Source organism: Mesorhizobium sp. Mes31 (assembly GCF_024519675.1).
Classification (GTDB): Bacteria; Pseudomonadota; Alphaproteobacteria; order Rhizobiales; family Rhizobiaceae; genus Mesorhizobium.
In genome coordinates, this window is record NZ_JALJRL010000033.1 from 1 (window position 1) to 25,740 (window position 25,740).

Genomic DNA, 25,740 nt, shown 5'->3' on the forward strand with positions numbered 1-25,740 from the left:
GCGCCGCGCGGCGCTGGGGATCTGCGATGGGGGCCGGGGATCGCCTTCGCTCACATCCGGACCAATCCCGTTTCATGTCGCCTTTGTAGTGGACCGCCTGCTTTTGCGGTCAACCCCCGTTGGGGGTACGCTCGGCAAAAATTCAGGAAAATTCGATTTCGGTCTTTTGTTGGCGGGCCATGCACTTTCCTTCCCGCAAGCGGGGCCCTTTGAAACTGCGGCCCGCTGTCTGCGGCAAATAGAATTTTCCGGAATTTCGCGCCGAGTGACCGCAGCAGGACGGCCCCCTCCTTTGGCGCCATCGGGAATGGTCCCGATGCAAGCGAAGGAGAAGTACCATGGCCACCACGATCGCAAACCTCACCGCCAAGGCCGACGGCTCGATGGAAGGCGTGTTCGCCACGCTCAGGGTCAACGCCCCGATCACCCTGATCCCGAACAACAACAAGTCCCGCGAGGATGCTCCCGACTACCGCATCGTCAACAAGCGCACGGGCTTCGAGATCGGAGCCGGCTGGAACCGCATCTCCCAGCGTTCGGGCGAGGAATACCTCTCGGTCAAGCTGGAAGCTCCCGAGATCGGCGTGATCTTCGGCAACCTCGCTCCCGCCCCCGGCGGCGAGGAGAACAAGAAGGTGATCCTGTGGAACAACCCGCAGTGAACCGCAGCGAGCCGGCCCCGCAAGGGGCCGGCCTTCTTTCTGTTCCTCACGATCAGGAGGCTTCGATGAGCCGCTACACCATTACCGTCACCAGCAACGACCGCTCCGACCCCGACGCCATTATCGGCTACGATCCACCGCTACGCAGCTTCTTCCTGCAGGCTTTCCCCGACGAGAGTGGCGACGATCTCGCTCTGTGGCTCGGCACCAGCGACCGGGAATACGAGACGATCGACGCGCTGCACATGGCCGCGCGGTCACGAGGGTTCGATTTCATGCCGCTCCCGAAGGATGTCGTCGCCCAGCTTGCCGATGATTTCGCCAGGGATGCCGCGCGCCCACCTCGTGATGGCCCACTCGCAGCGTTTCTGCGTCATCTGCAATCGAAGTAGTTCAATGAAACGAGGCCCGTGCCGGATGATCACCGGCACGGGCCTCTTTTTTGTTGTCCTGTTCGCTACCATTGAATGTTATCCCATCCGCCGGCGTTGTAGTAACCGCAACTTGTTTCAGGCGAAATCGGCGCGACGGACGAGAACCGTCATTTTGGGCCCTTGAGGTGGCTTGTCGTCCCCATGAGCGCATGCGGACGGCAATGCCCGTGAACGTATCCGGGCACGGCGATGGACGATTTCGATGCATATCCTGAGTTTGCTGTGTACGGGCGAGTCTGCCTTCGGCAGACCGGGCTCTACTCGCGGCATGCTGCCGCTCCCCGAGCCGGCTTCGCCGTCTCGGCCTTCGGTGACGATCCCATCTCGCGTGGCATCAGGGTCCGGATCGACCGGTCCCTGATGCCGCGAGGGGCAACCCCTCGAACACCCCGCCGGCTGGTCGCCGGATACGGGCGCATCCCCTGGCGGGGATGCGGGTCTCTATCTCTCTGACGGCCCAGTTTACTGGCCGCTCCCATCGCCTCAAGGACATCGCGGTGCCCCCAATTTTCCGCCGTCGCCCTGACGGGCGCCGCCAGAAAATCGGCTCCCCCGCTCGCCGCCTCCGGCGGTCGCTTCGCGATCCTTGACCCGATGCTCGACTTGCCCGTCGCGGGACCTCCGTCATCAAGATGAAGGAGACCATGACATGGCACACAACAATCTCATGCTTGTCGCGCAACTTTCGGGCCTGCGCATCAACGTCCTCGCAAATCGGCTTGGCTGCGATACGGAACTGGCGAGCGGCGTCCACGATCTCCTTGCCGAAAAGCTCGCGAAGATGATCGATGCGCAGCGCAATATCCTCGCGGCCGACAGGGCGCTTGTCTCGGCGCGCGGCACCGAAGGCGAAGAGGACGCCTTCTTCGATCAACATCACTACCAGACAGCCTGGTACGAAACGTGGCTGGTCGAACCGATCGCGCTCCTCGACGATTATCTCATCGACGAGCTGACGCACGAATATTTCGATTTTCGCGAAGCGCGCTGGTATTTCATGGATGGCGTGCTTCCCATCGTCGAGCGGGTTCCTAACGACAAGCTCTGCGGCCTCGCCGAGATCATCCAAGAGATCGAGGAGATCAGCGGCGCAAGGTTCACCGTCGAGAACGTCTATTACAGCGAGGCTGAAGCCGAGGCGGCGTGGTGGGAACGTACGGGTCACGACCCGGATACGTTTTTCGCATTGAACGACGACGGCCGCGATTGACGGTTCGAGGTCGGGGCGGCGCAAGCCGCCCCGACCTCTTTTTTTGATCGGCACGACCTGCGGGGAAGCTCAGCGCCGGGAACGGTTGACCCGCCGGATGCTCAAAATCCCCACCCCGCTCATTCTTTCGGTAGTTTGTGCTTGTGCGCGCGGATGTAATCCTGCACCGCCTTGCGGAGCAGTTCCGTCATGCTGTGGCCGTTGCTGACCGCCAGCAGTTTGAACTGGCGCTGCTCCAACGCCGTCAGGTAGTAGCCGCAACGCACCATTTCTTCCTCGCGAATCTTCCTGCCGGCGACGGGGTCCTTTTTCTGGCCCTGTCGCAACAGCTTGCGAAAGTCGGGTGCGTCCGTCGGCGATGCAGGCATCGACGCTTTTTTGCCCGACGGTTGCCCGACTCCTACCGTCGTTGCTTGAGATGCGCCGCCCTTCGGCGCAATGAACATGCTTGGCAGCGCCGGCGGCTGTGTCGAGATCGCCTTCAGCATCCGTGCTTTCTTGTCGTTGTCCGACTTGGGTGTGGCATCGTCGCTCATGCCGGGTTCCTTGTAGCTTCAATGAAGGCTTGGAGAATGCCGTCGAACACGCCTTCGCTTTCGGCGACCGCCTTCGCGTCAGGTTCGGCAGGGCTGTAAAGGGTCTGTCCGGACTGGAGATCGCGATAGGCGACGCGGTTATTCAGGACGTGCTCGGCGATCGGTGTGCCATTGGCCTGAATGATCGTGCGCAGCTCGCTCAACGCGCGCGCCCGGCCGTCGATGATGGTCTGTTTGGTCAACACGAACACCGCCGGTAACGGTCGGCCCCGGCTTTCGACCGCCAATGGAATGTAGTGGTCGGTGATCTGGATTGCGGCTGTGACGTCGTCGAGCGCGAAATAGACTGGCACGACGACGATGTCGGCCGCGTAGAGCCCGGCCATCAGATTGTCGTTGGTGGTGCCTTCGGTGTCGATCAGGACCACGGACCGCTCGCCATTGTGCCGGGCAGCGGCATCGAGAATTTCCTGCGGCGTCGTGGCACTGACGAGGTCGAGAGTGTCAGGGCAATTGCCGGCCTCACCCAGCATCTGGAACCAGCGGCTCATATTCTGGCGACGGTCGCCGTCGACCAGCGTCACCGCATAGCCCCGATGCAGCGCGACCGATGCGATCGCGCGCAACATGGTCGACTTGCCGGTGCCGCCCTTCGGAATTGCAGCGGAGATGATCATCGGCTTTCCCCCTGGCGGAATGTCTCGTTGTTTCCATGTTAACATCGAAACAAGTCACCAACAACACAGCGAGACATTGCCGCTCCCGATTCATCTCCCCGGTCGGGCACGATCAGCCAGATGACTGCATCTACACAGCGGCGGTGACGCTGGCGGAGCGTGAGTCAAATGCGACGCCGTAACGCCGAGCGGCAGGTGACGGCAGGCGGTCGGCTTCGCCCGCTTTGGCTTGTTGTCTCTATGTTAACATAGAGACAAGTCACCATGACACTAAAGATGCATGACATCATGTCGCCGCCATGCGCTGCAGTAGGGTGGTGTTGGGTGTGTAGTCTCGAAGCGTTTCGCAAATGTTGATTTATGATTATTGGCAGGATAGCCTATTTTGTGATACACACAAAATAGGCGGCGCGGCCCTTTCGGGCCTTAGCGCCCGCAAGCGGGCTTGAGAGATGAACACAGACGCCCAGAATGGAACGGTAGGGAGCGCAACGCGCCGTTATGGCGCGGTGACGCATGTCCGCTTTTCGAGCGAAGAAATGGCCAGCCTCAAGGCCATCGCGCAGCGGGAAAACGCCACCGTCAGCGAGGTCGTTCGGCGGCTGGTGCGAGCCGAGACCGGGCATCTGCCAGTGGCATCGGAGGCGCTCCTTCCGGCTATCCTCGAGATGACGGACCAGTTGCGTCGGGTCGGCCTGAACTTCAATCAGGCCGTGCGTGCCATGAACGAGGGGCGCGTTCCCTATGACGAGGATCTCGAAAGCGCACTGATTGCCGTCGGCGATCTGGTGCGACAGTTCCGGGAGGAATTGAAGGCGATGACGATCGGGTCCCGGAAGACGACGGGGACCAAGCCATGAGCCGCCGCCTTGCCGGTTATGCCGCCGAAATCGAGCGCTACCTGCATGGGATGCCTGTGGTGCGCGACGATCCGGATGACGACGACCGGACGGCAAGCGCGCGCCGGGAGGCCGGTGAATTCCAGGCCATGCGGATTTATGAGCGCGCCGGCGGGAGTGGGCGTGCCGGTGGAGTGCAAGCCGGCTCAGGAAGCGGCGGCTCTGCGTCGCCGGCGGCCCGTGGACATACGGGAGCGCCAGGCGCGAGAGTGGCATCCAGCAGGACTCCGAGACCTACCGCTGGTTCAGCCTCGCCCAAGGCTGCCAGCGCGCCCATCATGATCTATACCGCCACGCTCGCCGGTTTCCAGCCGGCAGAGGAGGAGGAAGACTGGAAGCGGCGGAGCGGTGGCGGGCGTGGCAGGGCAGGCGAGGGCGGCGGCCGGCATGTAGGAAGAAGCATTGGGGGCGTGCGTCCCGTCTATCAGGCGCGCGCGGTGGCTGCGCGCGCTGGCTATGCCGCCGGCGCCCAGCCTGCCGTGTTCAAGGTCATGCCCAAGCCGCCATCGACCAGCGAAGCTGCGGCGCGGCTGATCAATTATCTCGGCCGGCGTGACAATGAGAACGGCGAGAAGCACGATATCGACATTTTCGACGGAGACGGCCAGGTCCTCGCAACGAGCGCTGACCGAAAGGCGTTTCTGAAGACGTTTTGCGAGACGTTCGAACCACCGTTGGAAAACACCAATTTTATCGAGGTGCGTTTTGAGTTGGCAGGCGACGTCTCCAACGATGCCCTGAGGGGTGCATTGAACCAGGCGTTTGGATCGAAGCCGTTTGTCTACGCGCGCCAGGGCCATGTGGTGGAGATTTACGCGCATGTCGAGGAGCGGGCGGGACCGCTCGCCAAGGTGCTCGCCGGCGGCCGGGAGAACTCGCGCAGCAAGGCGCTCGACAAGATCGAGGCGCGCTTGCGCGAAGGGCTGGAGCAGGGAGGGATCGCGTCGACGGTCGAGGTCACGGCAGCGGTCGGCAACGAGAGGCAGGCGAAATATTTTCTGCAGAAGTTCATCCGAACGCATCCGGGCGTTCGCGATGCGAACGGTGAACCGGTTCGTGGAGCGAAGAATCCTTCAAAGGCGGCGGCGTCGGTCTATGAACAATGGCGGCCGCAGCTTTCGGGGCGCGAGCGGCGCAATGCCTACCATCTGCTGTTCTCGGCACGAACCGGCACGGATGCGAACGCGGTCATGGCGGCCGCACGCGCCGTGTTGGAAGAGCGCGCGCCAGGCTACAAGTTCGTCCTGGCGCATCACAAGGACACGAAACACGTTCATATCCATGCAATGGTGCAGGCGCGTTCCGCCGATCGTGAGCGCCTCAAATTCTACAAGCCGGATCTGGTCGCCTGGCGCGAGGCATTCGCCGAAAAGGCACGCGAGAACGGCATCGCCATGGTGGCGACGCGGCGCATGGACAATGCGATGACGCGGCCGTTCACGAAGGAACATGTGGGTGCCTATAACCGGGCGCAACGCGATCCACGCTATTCTGTCAGCGCCAGAACGATCGAGCGTGTAGAGGCCAAGCGGCAGCGCCGACTCGACGGACAGACGCTCGTGGCGAACGGCGATGCAATCGCGGCAGCCTGGCAAACGACCGCCACGACGATGCGCAATGTTGGCGTCACAGGGCTGGCGCTCACGGCCGCCGAGGCGATCGGCAAGAACCTTCTGCGGTACCGCGATGGCCAGGCGGGGAAGGGGGCTTCGGATGCCGTCACGCTTCGTGCGGCAGGTGAGCGGGGCCAAAAATCTTTCCTTACCCATCCCGGCATGAAAGAATTGATTGCGCTGATAGGAGATCTGGACATGGCACAGACACCTTTGGAGATGCGGCAGAAGATGGACCGCGTGAACAAGGCGCTCGACGCTATGAGCGAGACGTTGCCCGAAGCGGAACAGAACCGGTTCGAGCAATATCGCGAGGACGTCAACGACAAGATGCACGACCGGCTCGCGCGCCTGCAGTTCGAGGCGGAGCAGCAGCGGAAGGCGGGAGCGTCCGGTGGCGGCGAACCCGTTCTCGAACGCGAAGCGCGCGGGCGCGATCTTCCGGCGCGTGAAGATGCGCGTAATCCGGAGGCGTCACATCGGGACGCCGAGGCGGCCCGAAGCCGGCAGGATCAGCAGCAGGAGCGTAACAAGAAGAGGGTCCGGCAGGCCGAGGAACAGGATCGCCGCACCCAGCGGTCCAACGACAACGATTACGAGCGGTAGAGACGGTGATCGCGCAAGCCTCCGACATGGTGGCGCGTGCCATCCGCGCATAGAACGATGAGCGATAAGATTCTGGTCAGCGCCTGCCTTCTCGGCCGGCCTGTCCGCTACAACAGATCGGCCAAGGCTTTGGCGCACCCGGCACTGGAGCGCTGGCAGCGCGAGGGGCGGATTATCTCGATCTGCCCGGAGCTGACGGCTGGGTTCAGCGTGCCACGTCCGCCGGCCGAAATCGCGGCAGGCCAGTCAGGCGAGGCGGTTCTTTCAGACGGTGTACGCGTCATCGAGGCGACCGGCGCGGACGTGACAGAGCGTTACGTCGCCGGTGCGCGTGCAGCTCTCGACCTGGCCCGCCAGCACGGTTGCCAATTCGCCCTGTTGATCGACGGCAGCCCGTCATGCGGCAGCGGCTTCATCTATGATGGTGCGTTCGCCGGCCATAGGCATGTCGGTGCCGGCGTGACAGCCGCGCTTTTGCGGCAGCATGAAATAGAAGTCTTTACGGAAACCGAAATCGACGCCCTACAGATCCGCTTGCCGCAGGCTTCGGGCGGTTTGCCCGCATATCCTCCATGAGGGGACAACATGCCTATATCTTTGAAGCTGCGTTTTGTTCCCGGTCGGTATTCCGTCGCACGCCTGGCGCCAGATAGCTCAATCCCCGCTTGGGTTTCCGGGCCGGGATTTTCGGCCATCATCCGCGCCGATGATGAACTGACGATCGTATGCCATGAGGACCGGGTGCCCGAAGGGGTAGAGGCCGAACATGGATGGGCTTGCCTGAGAACGATCGGCCCTTTCGATTTTCAGGCGACTGGAATCGTCCACTCCCTTATCGGCCCTTTGTCCTCGAACGGCATTGGCATCTTCGTCGTCTGCACCTTTGATGGGGAGCATGTGCTGATCGCGGACCACGATCACGAGAAAGCCCGCTCCCTGCTCAGCGCGGCAGGCCATAATTTCGTTGAGTGATGGGGAGGCTGGTGAGTTTTGAGAAAACAATCGCTCTCGCAGCACGTGCGATCTTCGTGGCGGGCACTATCGGACCCGATCCAAGTTTCATCTTGATCGTACGGTTGGTAGATCCGGAAACGCGCCCAGCAGCCTAATTCGCGAACCAGGTTGGCCACTCATTGAAAATTAGGCAAGTCTGCATCGTGGGTGATAAATTACTTGCCGCATGATTTGCGAATAGGGGGAGCGGCTGTGCACGACGACGAATTGAACCACATTGTCGGAAAGAGCCGAGATGCGAAGAACGGCGGCTTTGACGCCCTTTCGACCAGTGAGCAACTGGCCGCTGCCTTTGTCCTGAATCGGCCGGATTGGCTGGGGAGCGCTGGCTACACGATGGCTGAAGCTGTCGAGCGGTTGGGCGCGAAGTGGCTCGCGCTGATCCCTCCCGCCGCGCGCATCCTGCGCGATGATGATGATGATGATGAGATCAGTGCCGGCTGACCCTCAGTTCTCGTCGACTAGGCCCGCGTTTCTGCATGCGGCCAAGATCTGGACCAGCAGCGGACCGCTCTTGGTCGATAAAGCATCACGGCTCCCCCGGAATGCCTTCAGATCGTAATTTTCTCGCCAGCCCCTCTATTCGTCTACGACGTCGGGCAAGGCCTCTTCGACAACACTCATGCCGTTGTCGAAGACTTCAGTGTCCCGCGATATGGCGCGGAAGGATCTGCCCTCGCTCAACAAAGCAGCAAGCGAGGCTTCCTTTTGCGGCGAAACACGGCTGGCGGCGGCCTTCGCGGCGAGCGCACCGAAATCAACCGTCTTCGCGGCAGAAGCCGTGCCGGAAATTTCCAACGATGGCTGGGATTGCGAACCGGAATCCGCATTTCTTCTCGTTCTGACCTGCCGTCGGATTGGCGGCGGCGTTCGACCGGCTTTTGCGGCGAATGTCGCGCCCCGGATCAATCGTGATTGCGCGATGCCGGAATGATATGGTCGAATAGGATAGGGCTCTTTGCGCTCAGCAGCCTTTGCCGGTTTGTCGCTGCCTAACGCGGCCGTAGGCAACGGTTCGAAAGCCTTCTCCCTGAGCTTGTCGTCCGCGAAATAGAAATTGCGTGTTCCGAGAATGGGTAGCCGGCCACGCGGCAGGATGATGACTTTATTCTGGTCCATCGTGCGGATTTCGTCGGGCCGCATGAGCGCGCGGCGGACTTCTTTGCGATGCACCGAGCGCGTGTAATAGGTATCGAACAGCGTAGCCTTTGTGCGGGTCACGTCCCTCTGCTCGGCCGAGGTCTCGCCAAGGTGTTCAGAGACATAGCGCAGGTCGTCTGCGTCCTGGGCGCCAAAGAATACCTGCACGCGGGCGGCGTTGATGAGGCTCTTTCGGCCTTCCTGGCGATAAATTTCGTCGACGGCCTTGAGCGACTGAACGAAAAACCACATCGAGATGCCGTTACCTCCGAGTGTGGAAGCCATCTCGGTGACGTTCTCCAGCTTCCCCAAGTTCTGAAATTCATCGAGCAGGATCAGGACCTGGTGTTCGTTCGGACGGGGTAAGGATTCCGACATGAAATTCATCATCTGCGTGATAAGGACATTGAACAGCGGCCCCAGCGAGCTGACCTGCTCGCGGCGGAAATCGAGATAGAGCGAGATCCTTTCGCGTTTGAGCGCCCGGATATCGAAGGTACTCTTCGACGTAGCTTTCATCAGCCGTTCATTGAGGAACGGCGCCATGCCCGTGCGCACGCCGGCATAGATGCCTGAGAACTGCCGTTCGGACATATCAAAGTAGGGCAGGAGGGTCTGCAGGGTGAAGGACGAGCATTGCGCCTTGCGTTCGCCGCGCAGCGTGCCGATGAAGTCTATCAGCGGCTCTTCCTCGCCGTTCATAATCCCCAGAATGGTTGCGAACGTCTTCTTTTCGTTCGGGATTGCCGGCGATTCCATGACAAACGACGCAATGCCGGTGAAGAGGAGCCGCGCGTCATTGACCCAATAGGGATCTGCGCTCGCCGGCGGCCTGGGGAACAGCGCCGCCGCCATGTTGCGAAGGTCGATATCGCGTTGCGCCGAATCGAGCGAGATGAAATCCATCGGATTGTAACCGGCGGTATTGCCGTCGCGATCGGCCGGCGCAAAGCGCACCACCTTGCTCATCCTGGAGCGATAGCCGGCGGTCGCATCGTAGGTTTCGCCGCGCAGATCGAGGACGACTAGCGAATGCGGCCAAAGGAGCGCGTTCGGAATGATGACCGCCGCACCCTTGCCGGAACGGGGCGGGCCGATGACAAAGCCGCCGACGTCGTCGCCGTCGACCCAGAGATATTTGCCGCCGCGCAGCTTAGGCCTTGAAAACCTCAATCGTCCGGTGCGCCTATCATGGTACGGCAAGGTCAGCGCCTCGACCAGCTTCCCCCCGGCGCGGCCTATGAAGACCCCGCCACGCTTCGTCAGGCCAGCCCTGGCAACGTCGGACATGGACATGAAATGCGCGTCGTTCGTTCGCCGCGGCCGCATGAAGAAGGCGATGACGAGCGGGAGGAAGAAGCCGAGCGCGCCGGCCGCCACGGCATATTGAACGCTCGTGAGATTGAACGCCCTGAGATCGGCCCAGGCATAGTGGGCCGCGGCCATAGGGTCCTTGTCGATCAGGGAGAAGATGAAGTCAGAGCCGGTTCGGTACCAATCGGTTGCGGCATAGGCGACCATGAAGCAGACGGCGCCCAAAGCGACGCCCATGAGCGCCATGAAAACCAGTTCGGCTGCCCTCTTCATCGCGCCGCCACTCCCGTTAGATCGTCTCCGATTTGGTGAATTTGATCTCGCTGATGGCGCGGTGACCACCTTCCGACCGAACCATCTGCACGACGACCGGGATCACTTCGCGCAGATAGTCGAGGATCTCGGCACGCGTGAGCCCGACATTGCCCTGCATGACCATGAGGGCAAGCCGCTCGTAGGCCGATCGTGCGGAATTCGCGTGCACCGTGGTCAGCGATCCCGGATGACCCGTATTGATCGCCTGTAGGAACGAGAATGCTTCCGAGCCGCGCAACTCGCCTAGCAGCAGACGATCCGGCCGCATGCGCAGCGAGGCTTCAAGAAGCTGTTGCGGCGTGACTTTCGCAAGGCCCTGGTCGCCCCTGGAGGTCAGCAGGCAAGCGCTGTTGAGCATCGGTGGCCGAAGCTCGCGCGTATCCTCGATCGTGATGATGCGCTCATGGTCCGGAATGACCTTCAGGAGCGCGTTGAGGAACGTCGTCTTGCCGGTGGAGGTGCCGCCGGACACGACCACGGAGATTCGATTGCGGACGGCGAATTGCAGGAATTCGAGCGGCGAGGTGTCGTGCAGCATTTCGATGAGCTTTCTTTCTTCGGCCGACAGCGCCAGGCCGCTTCCCAATGCCGTATGCTCGAAAGCGCCGCGCCGTGCATAATCGTCCAAGGTCATGTCCATGATGACCTGCTTGCGGATCGAGATTATGCCGCCGTCCGGCGCAGCCGGTGGCAAGACGCACTGAAAACGCTCGCCTGACGGCAGAGCGGCCGAAAGGACCGGCGTCACTTCGTTGACCACCTGGTTGCTCGCGGAGGCGACACCGGTCGAAACGGAGCGAATCCAGTTGCGGGTCAGCTCGCGCTTGACGACATGCTCCATCTCCTTTTCGCCAAGACGCTCAATGAAAACCTCACCGGGACGGTTGATGGCGATTTCAGAAACCGAATCCTCTTCGAGATAGGGCCAGATCGGTTCGAGTTCGGCGCGCAGGACGGGTGCACGCGCCCACGGATTTGGTACGGGCTGCACGACGTTCATTTGACCGGCCTCGGCGGGAAATACCTTGGATAATAATGGTCCTTCGGCGTCATGAAGAGCGGCGTTGGATCAATCGCCGTTTTCGGCCTGCCGCCGCGTTTAAGACGCGCCAGTTCCTCTTGAACGGGATCGGCGTAAAGAGCGGAAAAATCCAGGTCGCGGCGGACGAACACGACAACCGGCGTGCCCTGATCGACATAGATGGTCGGGGGAATGTTCTGGCTGTCGCGGAACGCCTCCTGCGCAAGCTGCTGCAGGGCAGTCGAGGATTTGTCGAACGCGATCGAGCGGGCGTCACGTTGCGAGCCAGAGCCGCCATAGGTGACGGTGATGGTTTGGCCCGTCACCGGATCGACGGTCGTGACCTGACGCTGTTGCGAACCGTCATTGTCGTCGGCAAGCGAGGAGAGATATTCCGACACGCCGCCGACGACGGAAAGCATGATCGCATTACCGTAGCGTTCGAGCCAATGGGTATCGATCCGTCCGCCGAGACCGCCGCGGCCGAGACTGTCGGCGCCAGGGGATGCAATATCGACGGAGATGCCGTCGGAACGGATGACGCGGTTCCACACGATAAACACACGCTTCTGGCCCCGCGCCAGTCCGGAACGGTACTCGCCGGTCAGGCGCGAGCCCTTCGGGATCAGGATGCGGCGGCCGTCTAGCGAATAGACGTCCTCACGTACGATAGCACGGACCATGCCGGGCAGATCGGTGTTGATCGCGGTTTCGAGAAAGCCGCGGATCATGGTGCCTTCGGCTATCATGGCGTCGGTGCGCCTGAAGACCCGCGCCTTCGCCATGCCTCGGGAACTGGATTCCGATTGCGAGAGGAAAGCCTTGTTCGGGTCGCTGTCGGCTCCCGGCACCGGGATGATCTGGCCGTCAGCGGCGATCTCGGCCTGTGCCGGGGCTTCCTGAGCGCCCGCGCTTCCGGTTTGATCGGTCGTCACCATCTGGTTCGAACGCAGGCGCTCCCACAACTTCTTCTCGGCTTCGGCTTCCTCGGCCTTGCGTCGCGCTTCCTCTTCGGCCTGACGTCGCGCCTCCTCGGCCGCCATCTGGGCTTCGAGCGCGCGCCGCTGCGCATCGAGATCCTGCCCCGGCTGCACCGTCTGGTCGACGTTATCGGCCTGTTTGGTATTGTCCTCGCCTTCGGCTGGCGACGGCACGACGATCTGATCTATCGCCTTGTCGGCCTGGTGCGGCGCTTCTGACAGTCCTGGCGAGCGAAATTCAGGCGGGTTGAAGTCCTCTTCCAAGCCGGCCGCGACGTCGCTCGACGCCGGAGAGCGCGGCCAGTTGATCCAGATGAGCGCGCCGGCGAGCAGAAGCCCGAATCCGACCATGGCGACTTTCGTGCCGACGCCGGCGCCGCGCCGCGCCACGGACGGGCTGCCATCGAGATCGTTATAGTCGATCTGGCTCATAGCTATCGTCCCCCATTTCGCGTGGACGGGAAGAGGCTGGTTTTACGGTCGAGCTTCGTCGGGCCGTATATGTCCGCGATCGGATCGACCCGCGAGGCGCGCGCGCGATTGTAAAGGCAGAGCGTCTTGCCATCGGCCCGTAGCGTGAACTGCCGCCCCACCTTGTCGACGATCGTATATTTGCCCTGGGTGCGCAGGTTCACCAGTGATTCATGGCCCTTTTCATCGACGACGAACATGGCCGGTATGTCGCCGGTGAATTCCAGAAACATCTTGGTGCCATCATCAAATACGACACGCGGCTTAAGGCTGTCCTCACCCTTGTAGGCATAGTCGTAATTGAGGTCAGAGATTTTCAGGTTCTTCAGATCGGGATCGGCCGCGCTCTGCCTCGCTTGAGAAAGCAGGCGGGCGTTCACGTCTTCATCGGGGTATTTGAACCGCACCTGAAACGACACCCGGTCGCGGTTGCTGTTCGATGCCTTGAGCAGCAGCGAATAGACGCGCCTGTTCGTCACGATGTTGACATTGGTCCAGGCATCCCGCTCGAGAGGCTTGACGAAGAGGAAGCGCGAGCCGCGTTTCGGGACGATCGACCAGCCCTTTGTGTCGCCGGCCGAGACGGTTTCGATCGTTTCTGTCGGGCTGAGTTCGATCATGGTGGAGACGCCGAGCGCTGCGTTGACCGTCGTCACATCGTTGTTGTCGAACGTAACATACCGGATGCGGGCATCCCGGGCGCTGGCGGTGAAGGCGGCGCCCAGTAAAACGAGAAACGAAAGGATCGCGCCGACGACCGGCTTCATTGCTGGCCTCCCGCTGTCGGGGCCGATTCCTGATCGCGCCGGTAGTCGGTGACCTGGAAGCCAAGCGGATTGTCGAACCGCCACTCGTTTTTCATCGGCGTCGAGGTGTAGCGGAACTTCACCACCGCGACCCAATTATCGGTGGTTGAGGTGTTGTCGCGTCGTGTCGTAGTGGAAAACCGCACGGAAGCCGTGTTGCGGTTTAGCAGTGAAACCGATTTGACGTTGACCGAAATCGAGACATTACGGCCATAAAGCTTGTCGAGCGACTGTGGATTTGAAGGGGTGTAGAGCCAGGTCAGGTCCTTCGATGCCGCGGCCGTCGAATAAAGTTGCGCCAGATCGTAGTTCGCCTTGATCTCGCGCACGTCATAGGTCTCGCGCGCACGGATATAACGAACCAGGTTGGCGGCCGTGACCGCCTCATTCTGTGACAGGTCGCCCGGTTTGAGAGCACGGGCGATTTCGAGGTAGCCGGTCGTTTTGTCGACCTCGACAACATAGGGCTCGAACTGCTTGAGCGGCAGGATCAAGACCAGTGTCAGCAGAGACAGTACCGCGACGACGGCGGAAACGCCGCTTACGATCCAGGCCAGAGTGCGCGAGCGCCTGAGCGAGCGGTGGGTGTCATCTTCCCAGGTTGCACCGGCCTTATAATAGGCTGAAGCAACGAGATCGCCGGCGTCCGGGGAGGTGCTCTTGTGTGCTGTTGACACTCTACTATGCTCTCGCTTGCAGACTTCGGCCATGCCCTGGGGCGGAAAGGCCACTCAATTTCCGACATTTGCGCTAAACCAGCGGCGCTCCGTTCTCGCGAGCTGCCCGTTGGATTGACGATCTGGCGGCGTCTCTGCTGGCTGTCCGGCCCTCGGGCATCCGTCTGTATGTTCGCGTGGCTCCGCGAGCCGCGGCGCCGATCCCCTGCGCCGCGGCTCTCCCACCGCGCCAATACCGAACGACAGCATTCTGGTAAGATCCGTGCGCTCTTGTCGCATCAATGTACCCGCCACCATTTAGAATGGCGGTAATCGCGGGAAGCTGCGTGAGGATGTATATCCCGATGATCGTCACCAGAACGAGGGGCAGCACCATCGACATCTTGTTATCGGCGGAGGCTCCACCCGACATGGCCGTGTTGAGCGCGAGATTGACCAGTGAAAAATAGAAGCCGAGAAAGCCGTATATGAGAATTTGCTGGATGATCAGGAAGGTCGTCAGCGAAATGAAGCCCTCGGAAATCCGGCTCGACCATCGATAGAGCCAGAGCACGATCCAGATCGGGGCAAGGGCGAGCGTGATGAACAGCATGATCTTCGCAGCGATGATCGCCGCGATGGCGATGGCCGAGAAAATGATGGCGGCCATGAGCACGATCGCCGACAGGATCGCGCCGAAAATATCGAACATCGAACCGGAATAAACCGCCGTGGCGACATCCTGGGCGCCCCGGTAAAGGTTGTCGATCAAAGCCGGTATGGCGTGCTGATCTGAGAGCTGGTTGCCCGTTGCGCGGGAAACGGCACCGACGATGATCTTTCCGACCTCGTCGGGGACTGCCTGAACAAGTTTGTAGATGGTCTCGGAGAACGTGCCCCAATGGAGCAGTAACAGATAAATAATAACCGCTCGAGCGAGGCGATAAGCCGCCTCGATAGGAGAAATGGTTTCCCGGCCGCTGATGATGGAATAGCCCCACCAAACGATATAGAGGGTAAGCATCCCGGTGAAAACCGACCCGAGGGCGTTGCCAAGCTGCATATAGACACTGGAAACGAAGCCCTGCCCGACGCCGTCGATGCCATCCAATATGCTTGTCGCCAGACCGTTCATTCGTCTTCGACAACGCGTTCAAAAGGCGTGGCGTTTGCGGGCTTGAGCAGCCCGCAGGCCGCATCTTCGGCGTAACCCAAAGGGGCGCATGGCGCCTTCAATTCACGGCCGGGTCGGGCGCACCCTGTCATCAGCAGTGCTGTCGCGAGGACGGCGGTCGCCGCGGCGATCGACTGTCGGCTGATGCGGGAAGCCTGCATCAATTGTCAATTCCCGGACTTGCCGAAGTTCTCGAAGGGATTGACGTCGCTCGGCGTCATCATCCGCTGGACCTGACTTTGCCGCAGAAGCCGTCTTTTCATCTCCTCGTTGAGCGCGGCGACAGCGCCGTTTTGAACGCCGATCAACTCGTTGACCGCCCGCGCGTTTTCGAGCTGTATGCGTGTGTTCTGATCGACCGAGCCTTTCACGTCTTCCGATTGCCCAATCTGGCCACCGGCGGATTGCAAAGATTGTTCGCGCTGTGTTACGCCCTGCGACGCCTGTGAGGTCAGTGCGCTCAGGAGCGATGCGACGTTTACGCTGCCGGTGTATGCCGTGTTGATGGCGCTGTTCCGATCGCCTGTCACCTGCTGAATCTGCTTCACCAGTTGCAGCCCGTTGATGACGGCGCCCGCGACCTTCTGGATGTCGGGCGACAGTCCACCGAAGGACAGCGCGCCGCCGTTGAGAACCGAGCCGAAGCTGGGTGCTTGCGCGATCGACATATTGCCACCGAGGCCCATCTGCCCGATGCCAAGAGAACCATCGCGGCTTCCGGTGAGCGATTGTAAAATCTGTTCGCTCTTTTCCAGAATGTCCTTGTTGGAATCCATGATAGCATTCGTGTTCTTCGCGTTCTGCCGGGCAACGTCGAGATTAGCACCGTCAATGACGGCGATTTGCGCCATGGCGCTTCCAGACAGGAGCGCGAAAGCGAGGGTGAAAACGATCCTTCTCATGTGATCCTCCTATTCCTGAAGTGCCTCGATGACGCCCGCAGCACCATCCGGGTCGGCCGCTCGCATGATCGACTGGCCGTTCGCGCCGCCGGTGCGCGCGTTTTCGGTCGCGCACGGCAGCCAGTTTTTCCGCTCAATGTTCAGGCCCCTCAGCACGGCCGGATCGCACGAGAAGGGGTTCGCCGATCCCTCCTTGGGCGGCGTGATCGTTTTTGCCGTTTGCGAGGTGGCAGTATTCCGCATTTGCAGGAATTGACCGAGCAGGGCGGTAAAGTCTGCTGACTGCCTGATGTACTGGTTCGTCACATCGGCATTGAGGTTGCGTGCCGACGAATTGACCTCCCAGGCATCCTTATATTCGGTCGTCTGACCAATCGTGCCGAAGAGAGCTTCGATCAGCGAGGAATTCCCCTGAATCCTGGCCGAACTGGCGTCAAGATTGACGGCCGCGGTCGATGCGGTTCCAAGCGCGGCCTGTTGCGCCTTCCCGCCAGCGCCGCCCGCCGTCACGATGCTGATGGCAGGCGGCGCAGCGGCCGGCGCTGCCCCTGTCGACACGTAATTGTTGAAATAGGAGTGCCAGCGACCGACGCCACCCGCCCATTGCTTCTGTTGAGCGGCGTCAGAACCGTTGTACCAACTCGAAAGGCAGGAATAATTCGACGCCCCGCACTTCGAGACTCCCATGCCGAGATATTTCACGCCGCCTTCGATGTTCTGTTCGTTTATATCCCGGTCAAAGCCCATCGCCTTGCCGGTTCCCTTGGTGAGCTGCATCGCTCCCTTCACGCCGGTCGGAGATCCGGCACAGCTATCAAGGCGCGATTCCTGGTAGGCGACCGATAACGCCAGGCCCTCCGGAACGCCGTATTTTTGCGCATAGTAGCGGATCAGCTTCACGTTGCCGGCTTCACGCTTCAAAGCCTCGCTTGGCGAGCGGCGGTACATTTGCGAGCGGTACTTGCTGGAATAGGTGCAGACGACGCTCTTTTTCTTTGTCTTTTCATCGGCCTTGGCCTCATTCGACTTCTTGTTGTGGGATTCGTCCTCCTGCCGCTTGTCGAGGTTCGCATCGTCAATCACGGCAATCTGCGCCAGAACCGGCACCGACGCGACCGGAGCGATTGCGACGGCGGCGATCGCGCTCCTAAGCAGCTTCTTCATGCTCGCTCTCCCATCCGCACAGGTACGGCAACCAGGCTTCCGGTTCCTCGCCGTAGGTCTCCCGCAACCGCTCGCATTCCTTGATGTTGGCTTCGGTGCTGGACAGCACTTTGATGAGGTCGGGCATGGCCGACAGGTCGAGCCTCGCGACAATGGAGTCGCTGTCGTGCTTGACGAGGAACGTCCTGCTTTCCTTGGCTGTCCGCCTGACGAACTCGAATTCCTTGGCGGTCAGCGAGAACCGCTGCATGTACGATTCCTTGCTCGCCTTCGGATTCGGGAAAAAGACGTTGGTTTTGGTCTGCTCGATCAGCGACGACGATATTGAAGAGTTGACGACATCTTCGGCCGTTTGCGTACCGAATCCGACCACGCCGTTGCGCCGGCGAATGGTTTTCAGAGTCTCGTTGATGAAGGCCGCGAAAACATCGTCATCGAGCAGCTTCCAGCCTTCGTCGAGGAAGAGCATGAGCGGCGTGCCGTCGATGATCTCCTCGAGACGGTGGAAGATATAAAGCAGCGCCGCGGAACGCAGCTTCTTGTCGGCCAGGATTTTCGTCATGTCGAAGCCGACGACCGGCCTCGAGAAATCCACCAGGTCGACCGGGTTGTTGAACAGCCAGCCCTTGTCGGCCGGATCAAGCCATGGCTCGATACGGGCCGCCAGATCATTCATGCCCGGCGTGAGTGAACCGCGTAGCACTTCGGGAAGAAGGTCGAAGGTCCGGCTCTCACGGGGTAGCTTGTAGAGCTTGTCGACCGCCCCGTTGATAACGCGCAACTCCGCAACATCGAGCGCGCTGTCCTCGGGCGTCAGAATGTAGCGCAACAACCCCTCGATAAACGAGCGGTTCTCGGGTGTATCCTCCAGTTGCAGAGGGGCGAAGCCCGTCGGCTGCATCGGCTCCATTACTTCGTAGCGGCCGCCGAGCGCGCGAATGAAGATCTCCGCCCCGCGCATATAGTCGAAATAGATACAGCGCGGCCGCGGCGCGACGCGCATCGCCTCCGCCATGAGGAACGACAGCACCACAGTCTTGCCCGAACCGGTCGGGCCGAAGACCGTGAAGTGTCCAACATCATGGACATGGAAATTGAAGTAATAGGCGGTCTGGCTGGTCGTCTCGAGCAACGCGACAGGCCGCTTCCAGTGCAGCCCATCGCGTTGTCCAGAGGGGAAATTATGACCGGAGAACAGGCCGGCGAAGTTCAGCGACGAGATGAGCGCGCGCCGCGCGATGTAGCTGAAATTTCCCGGCAACTGCGCCCAGAAGGCCAGCTCGGTATTGAGGCTTTCGCGCACCGGCACGATCGACATGCGCGACAGCTCGGCCGTTACGTCGGAAAGCGCCCGGTTGAGCCCCTGCATGTCGGAAGAGAGTGCCAGGACGGTCATGTGATGCTGGCCGAAGACGACTTCCCCGCCCGCCAGCTTGTCGGCGCCCTCATGCACCGAATCTTCAACGGTCGTGCCCGCTTCGTCGGAGCCCTGGACCTGGTTGGCGATCGTGTTGATCCGCCGCATGGCCGTGACGCGGTCTTCGATCGCGAACGATTGCGTGAGAATGAATTCATGCGGCAACCGCAAGAGTCCGTCGAGCGATCCCGGCGCGGTGAAGGGCGGGTATTCCTTGATCGATACGATGGCGCCGACCTTGCTCGAATCCGGCCCTTTGATTTCCAGAGCCGCCTTGCCGAAGAAAAGTTGCCGCGTCGGACAGACCGCGGCGAGGCTCATCCGAGGCAGTGGCATTTCCACATCTGCTCCGCCAGCGAGGATTTTCGCGACAAACTCGGCCGGTTCGGAAAACACGCTTTCCCGCCGCTTCACAACGCCTAGCAGCCGCGCTCCATAAGCGGAAAAATCCTTCACGACGCCATTGAGAACGTCGTGCAGCTCCGACATGGCTTCTTCGCGGGTTTCCTCGCCTGCCGTATTGACCCGGAACGCATTGAGCGCCTTATCCACCCATCCGACGCGGCCGATCATCGGCCGGCGGATGATCGTCAGATACGCCTCGTTGACGAACAGATTTTTCGAGCGCAGCTCATCCATGTAGCGCGCGTCGAGTTCGGCCACGAACGGGTTGTCGAAGTCACCTTCGATTTCCGGCGTTATGTGACGGCGAATAATGGTCGAGTAGGCCGCAAATCGTGATGTCGAGAGATTCCGGAACGTCGTGTTGCGGTTGAACATGCGGTTGTTGAGTTCGGCCTGGTCCATGGTCTGGAAAGGCAGGCCGCTAAGCTGCACGACACCGATCAGAAAGCCGCTCTTCGTGACAATGAGGTTGTCATCGACGTGCCGAAGATACGGGACGTGCATTTCAACGGGCTTTTCCCGCTTGCGCTCGCGCCCATATTTGAGGTCGGGATCGACGCTCACGGCGAATAGCTCCTTGCGCCCCAAAAGCCGATGTTCCCGATGGCGCCGCGTTTGGACACCCGACGCTCGAAGATGTGGAAAATGTATGGGTCCCGCTGGCAGAGATAGGCGCTGACCAGATGCGTGACGCCGAACACACCCAGGCCGAGAACAAAGCTACTGGTCGCGATGAAGGCGATCACCGCCAGCATTCCATTCAGGGCGAAAACCTCATAGCGGACCCCCCATTTCACGGGCGGGCGCGTCAACGGCAGGCTCACAGGCTCGACATAGACCTCGTCGTCGTCCATTCGATCAGCCTCCCGCCGCCGACCTCACCGAATCGACAAAGGAAGCCGCACCAAACACGAGCGCGATGCCGATGATGATGGAGAAGGCCATCATCCACACAAGTCGGCCGGTCATCGCCAGGAAGCCGAGGAAGCAGACCGCGATAATCGCGATCGAGCGGGCGATGCTGCCCTGCAAAACACCTACGAACCATTCCAGCACGCTTTCGACCGGCTCAGCCGATTGTGCGTACGCGCTTGCCGGGGCGAGCATTATTCCGATCGCCGATGCGGCCGCTAATTTGAGGACAAATCCCCATGCCTTCCTGCAGTTCATCACCTCTCACTCCTTTCAGTCACCGAAGTCGATGACGTGGCCCTCCTGCCATGCGACGTCATCAGTTTTGACATCCCCAATCGTCTTGTGAGGTTCGCCCTGTGACGACCGAACCATGCTTCCGAGTTTCCAGCGGTTCAGGATCTTGACGACGTACTTTGCCGTTTCCTCATTCACCGGAATCCCGCTGGCTGCGTAGACGTTCTGCTCGCCGGCGTTGTAGGCAGCCAGCATCAACAGCGGATCGTGAAATTCATCGTAGAGTGACTTCAGGTATCGTATGCCGGCGCGGATATTCGATGCGGCATCGCACCGGTCGGTCACGCCGAGCTTCGAGGCCGTTCCAGGCATGAGCTGCATGATCCCGAGAGCCCCGGCGCTGGACGGACCCTGGTTTTGACCCATATCGCTTTCCACCCAGGCGACTGCCTGAGCGAGATCGGAATCGAATCCTTCTTCGGTGGCGATCTGGCGCACCAAAGCCTCGATGTGCTGTCGATCGCCTGGCTGGCATTTTGTGACAACGTCCACGCTACCGTCTATGTCAGGTGCGATTGCAACCGCCGCAGGCGTTGCAAAAGCAGCGACTACACGCTTGGATGCGACGTCCTGCGCATGCGCGCCTGATAACGCGATCGCGCAAAACACCGAAGGGAAAAGGCCATATTTCTTTCTCATCAGGCCGCCGCGTATTGACAGTTTACTATGTGTTATACGACCATAGATAGCACCGTCAACCGCCGTCAACCGTCATCTGTGCGATCTGGAAGATGCTCGAATGAACTACGGAACCGTCATCGCCGCGCTGCTCCTGAGTTGTTCACAGGCGGTCGCCGCAGGCCAGGGTGTCGACGATGCCGATCCTTTCCAGCAGCCTTCAGCCGAATACCTCAAACAGTTCGTCCAGACCGGTGAGAGGGTCTTTGTCTACGAGCGATACGATGCCAACGGGAAATTGTATCAAAGGGACGCGGTCCCGCTTGCCACGCCTGTCGAAATAAAGTCCGCGACCGAGCGGGTCATCAACGGCGTGGAATACAAGCTCCGCGGCTTGGCAGCCTGCCCGAAGACCAAAATCACCTATAAGACAGAAGAGTGGAATTGCACTAAGGCGGCCCAAGACTACGAGGGTGCTATCTACAACGGCCGCGCTTCCGTCGTGCTTTGCAAGACCCTTGTCCTGAAAAGCCAGGTCGGTGTCCCCGACGCCGTTTCGTGCTTTTCCCTTGTCGGCGCCGGCGACGCCAATGATCCCTATATGGTATCTTATGACGACGACGATATGGTGTTCATGGATGCCGCGTCCATCCTGCGCAATAAAGATGGTAAGTCGCTAAGGCCCGACCTTGAGCATTCTTCCGATCTAGGCAAACCGTTCCAGAGTGATGAAGCGAACTAAAATCGCGGCTCTGGCAGCGGTCGTAGTCGCTCCGACCGCTGCCGCGCAACATACTATGGCAGCTGACGAGGCTCCTGCCCCTATAGTCGTGTCGAAAAACGTCCAGATCCTGACCGGCGACACCTGGCGCGACGGGAGGAAGCTCTATCGGCTCTATGGGGTGCAATCGTGCATCCGTGGCACGGACGCGACGGATGACAGCGGCAAGAAGGTGGATTGCGGCAACCTTTCTCTCGCCCATCTCGCAGCGCTGCTCTCATCCGTCACCGTTACCTGTCAGCCGATTGGCTACGCCATCGATAAGGCGACATTTGTCGTTTGCGCGGCAGATCTTGATGGCAACACAATAGACGTCGGCACGGCGCTCATTTCGACCGGCTATGCCTTCGCAGCCATGGACACCAAGGGCGAGGCAATCAGCGCCAACTACCTCGTTGCCGAGATCAATGCTAAGATGGAGCACCATGGCCTTTGGGCCATGAGATTTCAGCATCCGGTGCAATTGCTGCTGAAACAGGCACAGGAGCGCGAGAAATGAAATTCATCCCAAGGGGCAAGCCCGACGGCTACTATCCGGTAGACGGCAAGACGTGGTACCCTTTCAAAGACGATAGCCGGCGCCACGACGACAGCACGGCGAACTTCATTATTCTGGTCGCCGCTCTATTGACGCTCTATATCCTTTGGCGGGTGGTCGTCCTCTGGGTCAATGATACCCCGTGGGCGCTCTGGATCATCCATCACGTCGGCGTCGGCGCGACATGGATATGGTCGCTGTTCTAGGCCGGGATGTTCGCGAAAGAACGCAACAGTGCCTGTATGTCGGCCGGTTCCAACTCGCACCAATCCTTGCTTAAGAGCCGCTTGAAATAGGCGGCTTTCAGTTTGACGTCACGCAGGGTTTCCACAGGAGCGGCCGCGACCTTGCGCCTCGCGACCGCTTCAGCTGCAAGGGCCGCGTCGATACGTTGTCCAGTCAGTAGCGCCCCCTCGTCATTGGCCTCCATGAACCGGGCGCCAAGCGCTTCGGCCGTATTGAGCGCCTGACGATGTCTCGCGATAAGCTTCGGCAAGCCATCCGCCTTCTGCATACTTCCGTTGCTCCCTACATTGAACCGGTATTGCCCTCCCCCAACCTGATAAATCGCGCAGCAAACAGCACTCACGGCGCTACTCCGGTCGCGTCGAAAGCGAGGACCGAAGGGCAAACCGAACGGAGACTTGTAGGGGAAAGGTGCGGGCGCATTAGCGTAACGTCGAGCTACGGTCCCCTGCTCGTCTTCGTGAAGCACGCTAGGGGCCTACGACCCCACCGAAGTAAAATCGGCCATTTGTCCGACAGTTGCAACCCGACTAAGCATTGAAACTGTTACGGGAGAAAAGGGGAGGATGATCGAACCGTCGAATCTCATTCGGGTTCAAAAAGAATCGATGCACCAGGCCGCGGATCTTACGCGAGAGTTTTTCGCAAGAATAGCCTTCCTCTGCCGTCTCGCTTCACTTCTCCTGTCATTTTGATCGTGGAACCGGTCTTCGGCCATTGCACTATGATCGCTGCGCTCGAGAAATTTCCTGCTCCCCTCAGGGGCCGCGAAACAGAAACGTGGCGGGATCTCGTTCGAGTGCGCCTGCGATGCCGGCTATCGTGTCGACGCTGATATTGCCCTGTCCGCGTTCCAGCTTAATGTACGTCATCTGGGCGACGCCCATTAGCTCCGCCATTTCCTTCCGCAATAGCCTGCGGTTCAAGCGCTCATTGTTAATGACGTCTGCAAGCCTTCGGCGAATGTCATCATCTCCTAAAGCGTGAGCCCAATCCTCGATTTTCGCATCGCCGGCCAGCATCGCCGCGATCGAAACACCAAGGGCGCGCGCCATAGATTCGAGCGTTCGCAACGTGACGTTGTTGTTTCGCCGGCATGTTTGGATGTAGGTCCGGTATGAGAGGCCCTCGCCCGATCGTAACAAGGCGGCCATATCCTGGTGGAAGAGCTTCCGTCTTTTGCGCTCGCTTTCAAGGAACGCGGCAACATTGGACCGTAGCGGATTAACCACGGCCCCCTCTTCGTCCCTTTTTATAAATCGGTGTGCGCGCACAAGCTCTCCTGGTTAGTCCGTCCTTTCTCCCGGTACGAAAGCATAGTAAACTGTCAAAATCTGACGCTCGCAGGAGATTGTGACCGTGCTGAAATTTCTCTTTTTGGGTGCTGCCCTCGTGGCGGGCACCATGTTCCTTCCGTCCGAATCACGGGGTTCTGAATGGGGTTGTCAGGTCCTCCTATGTCTTTCTGGCGACTGGCAAGGAACGCCCTCTTGCCACCCGCCGATCTATAAGCTGATCGCGGCAATGGATAACCTTGGCTTTCATTGGCCGACTTGCCCGCAGGCCAACTCCTCTAGCGCTCGATATGAGCCCTACGAAGATTGCCCCGCAGGCTGGACGGCCTTCGCGCCGGCAACTTCCGAGCATGGTGGTCGTTCGGAGCAAAGCATGTGCCGAGTTCCTGACAGCAACGTGCAGCAAATACGTAACGGTCAAATGTGGAACAGTAACGGCAGTCTTCGCCCGGGTGGCCATAACGATAGTGGCATGAGAACCGCCACGATCCAGATCGAAGACAAGACCGTGCAAGCTCGCGTGCGGACAGCGTCCAATGGAGGCCATGGCTTCGATACGACAACCTATTATGAAATTGCGCGACCGCGCCGCGCGAAACCCTATTACATCGAGTACGACGACGCTAATGGCGCGCGTCAACGCTCATGGTTCAGTCTAAAATGACCATAATCCGACAACCTCCCACCCCATTCGGGTAATAATCCTACAAAATTAGGAGGCTGGCCAGACGAAAAGCGTTAACAGATTTGCCATCCCTAGAAGGATCGGCCCAGCCAGGCCGTCGTGGAAGAGTACGCAAGTTAAGATCCCGGCCCGCCGGCAATGACCAAAGGGATGAGCGGGAAGGAATTGACCGATTGGGGCAACGCCTCCGCGGGCAAAGCGGGATCGACTTTCAAACGGCATGGCAACACTGAATGTGGGCATAGCCGCCGTTGCCGTTTCCGTCGAAATTGGATTTCTGCTGCGCATAGACCGTCATGGCATGTCTGTCAGCGCAAAATCCTCGCCCTTGTACAGCAATTTCACGCGGTGCCGTTTGGCGGTCGCATAGGCGAAACAGTCGCCAAAGTTGAGATCCGCAGGATGTGCGACGACCTTGCCATAGGTCGCCATCGTATCAAGCGTGGTGTCACCGATCGTATCGTCGATGACGATCGATCGCGCGTCCTGCTCTCTATGAAGGCATCGACAGTTCACGGACCTTGGCTGCCATAGCTTGCCGATCGCCTCTGAATGTGTTGCGCTTCAGTTCGATTTTCAACATGGCTGTGACGGACTCGAAACGGACCAGCGGCGACACGTAAAGCCGTGGCCCGGCTTCCTCGATCCGTTTCTCCAGTTCCTCGTTCATGATTGCGACGATCACCGACGCATCGACGAGGCTCATTCGCCCTCCTCCCAGATATCATCCATAATCTTCTTGATGTTGATGTTGATGTCGATGTCGGGAACGGGAGGGCCTAATTCCACGCGAGCGCGGCGACGTATAGCCGCTAACCTTTCGCGGATGGGCGTATCGGACTTCACCCGCGGCAATTCATGTTGCAGAGCGGCCCGTACCCGAATTCCTTGAAATTGAGCCCGTTACCGGGCGGATTAAGGCTTCAATCCAGCGGGCACCATCAATATCCTG

At 60.1% G+C, this 25,740-nt stretch carries 31 protein-coding genes; 12 read left to right on the forward strand and 19 right to left on the reverse strand.

The window, feature by feature from the left end; translation table 11 throughout:
- Positions 1-338: 338 nt before the first annotated feature.
- The 3 genes from NR193_RS31890 (at position 339) to NR193_RS31900 (ending at position 2,306) form a co-directional block, all read left to right on the forward strand.
- The gene (locus NR193_RS31890) at positions 339-662 is read left to right on the forward strand and encodes a DUF736 family protein (RefSeq protein WP_256754641.1); all 324 of its coding nucleotides are present in this window, start codon (positions 339-341) and stop codon (positions 660-662) included.
- 65 nt (positions 663-727) lie between these two features.
- A complete protein-coding gene (locus NR193_RS31895) occupies positions 728-1,054 on the forward strand; it encodes a hypothetical protein (protein WP_256754642.1) in 327 nt (108 codons plus the stop codon).
- A 691-nt stretch (positions 1,055-1,745) separates the two neighbouring features.
- Positions 1,746-2,306 carry a hypothetical protein gene (locus NR193_RS31900; protein ID WP_256754643.1) on the forward strand — a complete coding sequence of 187 codons (561 nt, stop codon included), beginning with the start codon at positions 1,746-1,748 and terminating at the stop codon, positions 2,304-2,306.
- A gap of 119 nt (positions 2,307-2,425) precedes the next feature.
- Here the strand turns inward: NR193_RS31900 and NR193_RS31905 are convergent, their stop codons facing one another.
- Entirely contained in the window at positions 2,426-2,842 is a 417-nt protein-coding gene (locus NR193_RS31905) for a hypothetical protein (RefSeq protein WP_256754644.1), read from the reverse strand.
- Positions 2,839-3,519 carry a ParA family protein gene (locus tag NR193_RS31910; RefSeq protein WP_256754645.1) on the reverse strand — a complete coding sequence of 227 codons (681 nt, stop codon included), beginning with the start codon at positions 3,517-3,519 and terminating at the stop codon, positions 2,839-2,841. Before NR193_RS31910 ends, NR193_RS31905 begins: the two co-directional genes overlap by 4 nt.
- Before the next feature lie 452 nt (positions 3,520-3,971).
- On the opposite strand from NR193_RS31910, the gene NR193_RS31915 reads away from it, so the two are divergent.
- From NR193_RS31915 to NR193_RS31935, 5 genes are all read left to right on the forward strand, one after another.
- On the forward strand, positions 3,972-4,379 hold the full coding sequence (locus tag NR193_RS31915; RefSeq protein ID WP_240579067.1) for a hypothetical protein: 408 nt from the start codon (positions 3,972-3,974) through the stop codon (positions 4,377-4,379).
- Positions 4,376-6,637, forward strand: coding sequence for a relaxase/mobilization nuclease domain-containing protein (locus tag NR193_RS31920; RefSeq protein WP_256754646.1), 2,262 nt, complete (start codon positions 4,376-4,378; stop codon positions 6,635-6,637). The genes NR193_RS31915 and NR193_RS31920 overlap by 4 nt, the downstream gene beginning before the upstream one ends.
- A gap of 57 nt (positions 6,638-6,694) precedes the next feature.
- Positions 6,695-7,213, forward strand: a complete 519-nt coding sequence (locus NR193_RS31925; protein ID WP_256754647.1) for a DUF523 domain-containing protein — start codon at positions 6,695-6,697, stop codon at positions 7,211-7,213.
- A 9-nt stretch (positions 7,214-7,222) separates the two neighbouring features.
- Complete coding sequence (locus NR193_RS31930; RefSeq protein ID WP_256754648.1) at positions 7,223-7,609, forward strand: ACT domain-containing protein; 387 nt, start codon at positions 7,223-7,225, stop codon at positions 7,607-7,609.
- 234 nt (positions 7,610-7,843) lie between these two features.
- The gene (locus tag NR193_RS31935; protein WP_256754649.1) at positions 7,844-8,095 is read left to right on the forward strand and encodes a hypothetical protein; all 252 of its coding nucleotides are present in this window, start codon (positions 7,844-7,846) and stop codon (positions 8,093-8,095) included.
- A gap of 135 nt (positions 8,096-8,230) precedes the next feature.
- Here NR193_RS31935 and NR193_RS31940 read toward each other — a convergent pair whose 3' ends face one another.
- From NR193_RS31940 to NR193_RS32000, 13 genes are read right to left on the reverse strand one after another with little or no spacing between them, the layout of a single operon-like run.
- Positions 8,231-10,351 carry a type IV secretory system conjugative DNA transfer family protein gene (locus tag NR193_RS31940; protein WP_256754650.1) on the reverse strand — a complete coding sequence of 707 codons (2,121 nt, stop codon included), beginning with the start codon at positions 10,349-10,351 and terminating at the stop codon, positions 8,231-8,233.
- A 43-nt stretch (positions 10,352-10,394) separates the two neighbouring features.
- Entirely contained in the window at positions 10,395-11,420 is a 1,026-nt protein-coding gene (gene virB11, locus NR193_RS31945; RefSeq protein WP_256754651.1) for a P-type DNA transfer ATPase VirB11, read from the reverse strand.
- The gene (gene virB10, locus NR193_RS31950; protein ID WP_256754652.1) at positions 11,417-12,853 is read right to left on the reverse strand and encodes a type IV secretion system protein VirB10; all 1,437 of its coding nucleotides are present in this window, start codon (positions 12,851-12,853) and stop codon (positions 11,417-11,419) included. Before virB10 ends, virB11 begins: the two co-directional genes overlap by 4 nt.
- Before the next feature lie 2 nt (positions 12,854-12,855).
- Positions 12,856-13,659 carry a TrbG/VirB9 family P-type conjugative transfer protein gene (locus tag NR193_RS31955; RefSeq protein WP_256754653.1) on the reverse strand — a complete coding sequence of 268 codons (804 nt, stop codon included), beginning with the start codon at positions 13,657-13,659 and terminating at the stop codon, positions 12,856-12,858.
- Entirely contained in the window at positions 13,656-14,429 is a 774-nt protein-coding gene (locus tag NR193_RS31960; RefSeq protein WP_256754654.1) for a type IV secretion system protein, read from the reverse strand. Before NR193_RS31960 ends, NR193_RS31955 begins: the two co-directional genes overlap by 4 nt.
- Before the next feature lie 19 nt (positions 14,430-14,448).
- Positions 14,449-15,489 carry a type IV secretion system protein gene (locus NR193_RS31965; protein WP_256754655.1) on the reverse strand — a complete coding sequence of 347 codons (1,041 nt, stop codon included), beginning with the start codon at positions 15,487-15,489 and terminating at the stop codon, positions 14,449-14,451.
- Positions 15,486-15,689: a hypothetical protein gene (locus NR193_RS31970; RefSeq protein ID WP_256754656.1), complete on the reverse strand. Its 204-nt coding sequence runs from the start codon at positions 15,687-15,689 to the stop codon at positions 15,486-15,488. Before NR193_RS31970 ends, NR193_RS31965 begins: the two co-directional genes overlap by 4 nt.
- 6 nt (positions 15,690-15,695) lie before the next feature.
- Positions 15,696-16,430 (reverse strand): type IV secretion system protein, encoded by a 735-nt coding sequence (locus tag NR193_RS31975; protein WP_256754657.1) that lies wholly within the window; start codon positions 16,428-16,430, stop codon positions 15,696-15,698.
- A gap of 9 nt (positions 16,431-16,439) precedes the next feature.
- A complete protein-coding gene (locus NR193_RS31980) occupies positions 16,440-17,594 on the reverse strand; it encodes a transglycosylase SLT domain-containing protein (protein ID WP_256754658.1) in 1,155 nt (384 codons plus the stop codon).
- Positions 17,578-19,980, reverse strand: coding sequence for a VirB4 family type IV secretion/conjugal transfer ATPase (locus NR193_RS31985; RefSeq protein WP_256754659.1), 2,403 nt, complete (start codon positions 19,978-19,980; stop codon positions 17,578-17,580). Before NR193_RS31985 ends, NR193_RS31980 begins: the two co-directional genes overlap by 17 nt.
- A complete protein-coding gene (locus NR193_RS31990) occupies positions 19,977-20,270 on the reverse strand; it encodes a type IV secretion system protein VirB3 (RefSeq protein ID WP_256754660.1) in 294 nt (97 codons plus the stop codon). The genes NR193_RS31985 and NR193_RS31990 overlap by 4 nt, the downstream gene beginning before the upstream one ends.
- A gap of 4 nt (positions 20,271-20,274) precedes the next feature.
- The gene (locus NR193_RS31995; protein ID WP_256754661.1) at positions 20,275-20,586 is read right to left on the reverse strand and encodes a TrbC/VirB2 family protein; all 312 of its coding nucleotides are present in this window, start codon (positions 20,584-20,586) and stop codon (positions 20,275-20,277) included.
- Between the two features lie 15 nt (positions 20,587-20,601).
- Positions 20,602-21,264, reverse strand: coding sequence for a lytic transglycosylase domain-containing protein (locus NR193_RS32000; RefSeq protein ID WP_256754662.1), 663 nt, complete (start codon positions 21,262-21,264; stop codon positions 20,602-20,604).
- 100 nt (positions 21,265-21,364) lie between these two features.
- Here NR193_RS32000 and NR193_RS32005 point away from each other — a divergent pair, with 100 nt between their 5' ends.
- The 3 genes from NR193_RS32005 to NR193_RS32015 are packed head-to-tail and all read left to right on the forward strand — an operon-like array spanning position 21,365 to position 22,768.
- Positions 21,365-21,985, forward strand: a complete 621-nt coding sequence (locus NR193_RS32005; RefSeq protein ID WP_256754663.1) for a hypothetical protein — start codon at positions 21,365-21,367, stop codon at positions 21,983-21,985.
- Positions 21,986-22,040: 55 nt separating this feature from the next.
- Positions 22,041-22,523: a thermonuclease family protein gene (locus NR193_RS32010; RefSeq protein ID WP_256754664.1), complete on the forward strand. Its 483-nt coding sequence runs from the start codon at positions 22,041-22,043 to the stop codon at positions 22,521-22,523.
- Positions 22,520-22,768, forward strand: coding sequence for a hypothetical protein (locus NR193_RS32015; protein ID WP_256754665.1), 249 nt, complete (start codon positions 22,520-22,522; stop codon positions 22,766-22,768). Before NR193_RS32010 ends, NR193_RS32015 begins: the two co-directional genes overlap by 4 nt.
- Here the strand turns inward: NR193_RS32015 and NR193_RS32020 are convergent.
- Positions 22,765-23,076 (reverse strand): hypothetical protein, encoded by a 312-nt coding sequence (locus NR193_RS32020; protein ID WP_256754666.1) that lies wholly within the window; start codon positions 23,074-23,076, stop codon positions 22,765-22,767. The two genes, NR193_RS32015 and NR193_RS32020, sit on opposite strands and share 4 nt — an antisense overlap.
- A 490-nt stretch (positions 23,077-23,566) precedes the next feature.
- A complete protein-coding gene (locus NR193_RS32025) occupies positions 23,567-24,082 on the reverse strand; it encodes a helix-turn-helix transcriptional regulator (protein ID WP_256754667.1) in 516 nt (171 codons plus the stop codon).
- Between the two features lie 85 nt (positions 24,083-24,167).
- On the opposite strand from NR193_RS32025, the gene NR193_RS32030 reads away from it, so the two are divergent.
- Positions 24,168-24,767: a hypothetical protein gene (locus NR193_RS32030; RefSeq protein ID WP_256754668.1), complete on the forward strand. Its 600-nt coding sequence runs from the start codon at positions 24,168-24,170 to the stop codon at positions 24,765-24,767.
- A gap of 315 nt (positions 24,768-25,082) precedes the next feature.
- On the opposite strand, the gene NR193_RS32035 is transcribed toward NR193_RS32030, so the two are convergent.
- Complete coding sequence (locus NR193_RS32035; RefSeq protein WP_256754669.1) at positions 25,083-25,220, reverse strand: type II toxin-antitoxin system VapC family toxin; 138 nt, start codon at positions 25,218-25,220, stop codon at positions 25,083-25,085.
- 61 nt (positions 25,221-25,281) lie between these two features.
- Positions 25,282-25,494 carry a hypothetical protein gene (locus tag NR193_RS32040; RefSeq protein WP_256754670.1) on the reverse strand — a complete coding sequence of 71 codons (213 nt, stop codon included), beginning with the start codon at positions 25,492-25,494 and terminating at the stop codon, positions 25,282-25,284.
- Positions 25,495-25,740 lie beyond the last annotated feature (246 nt).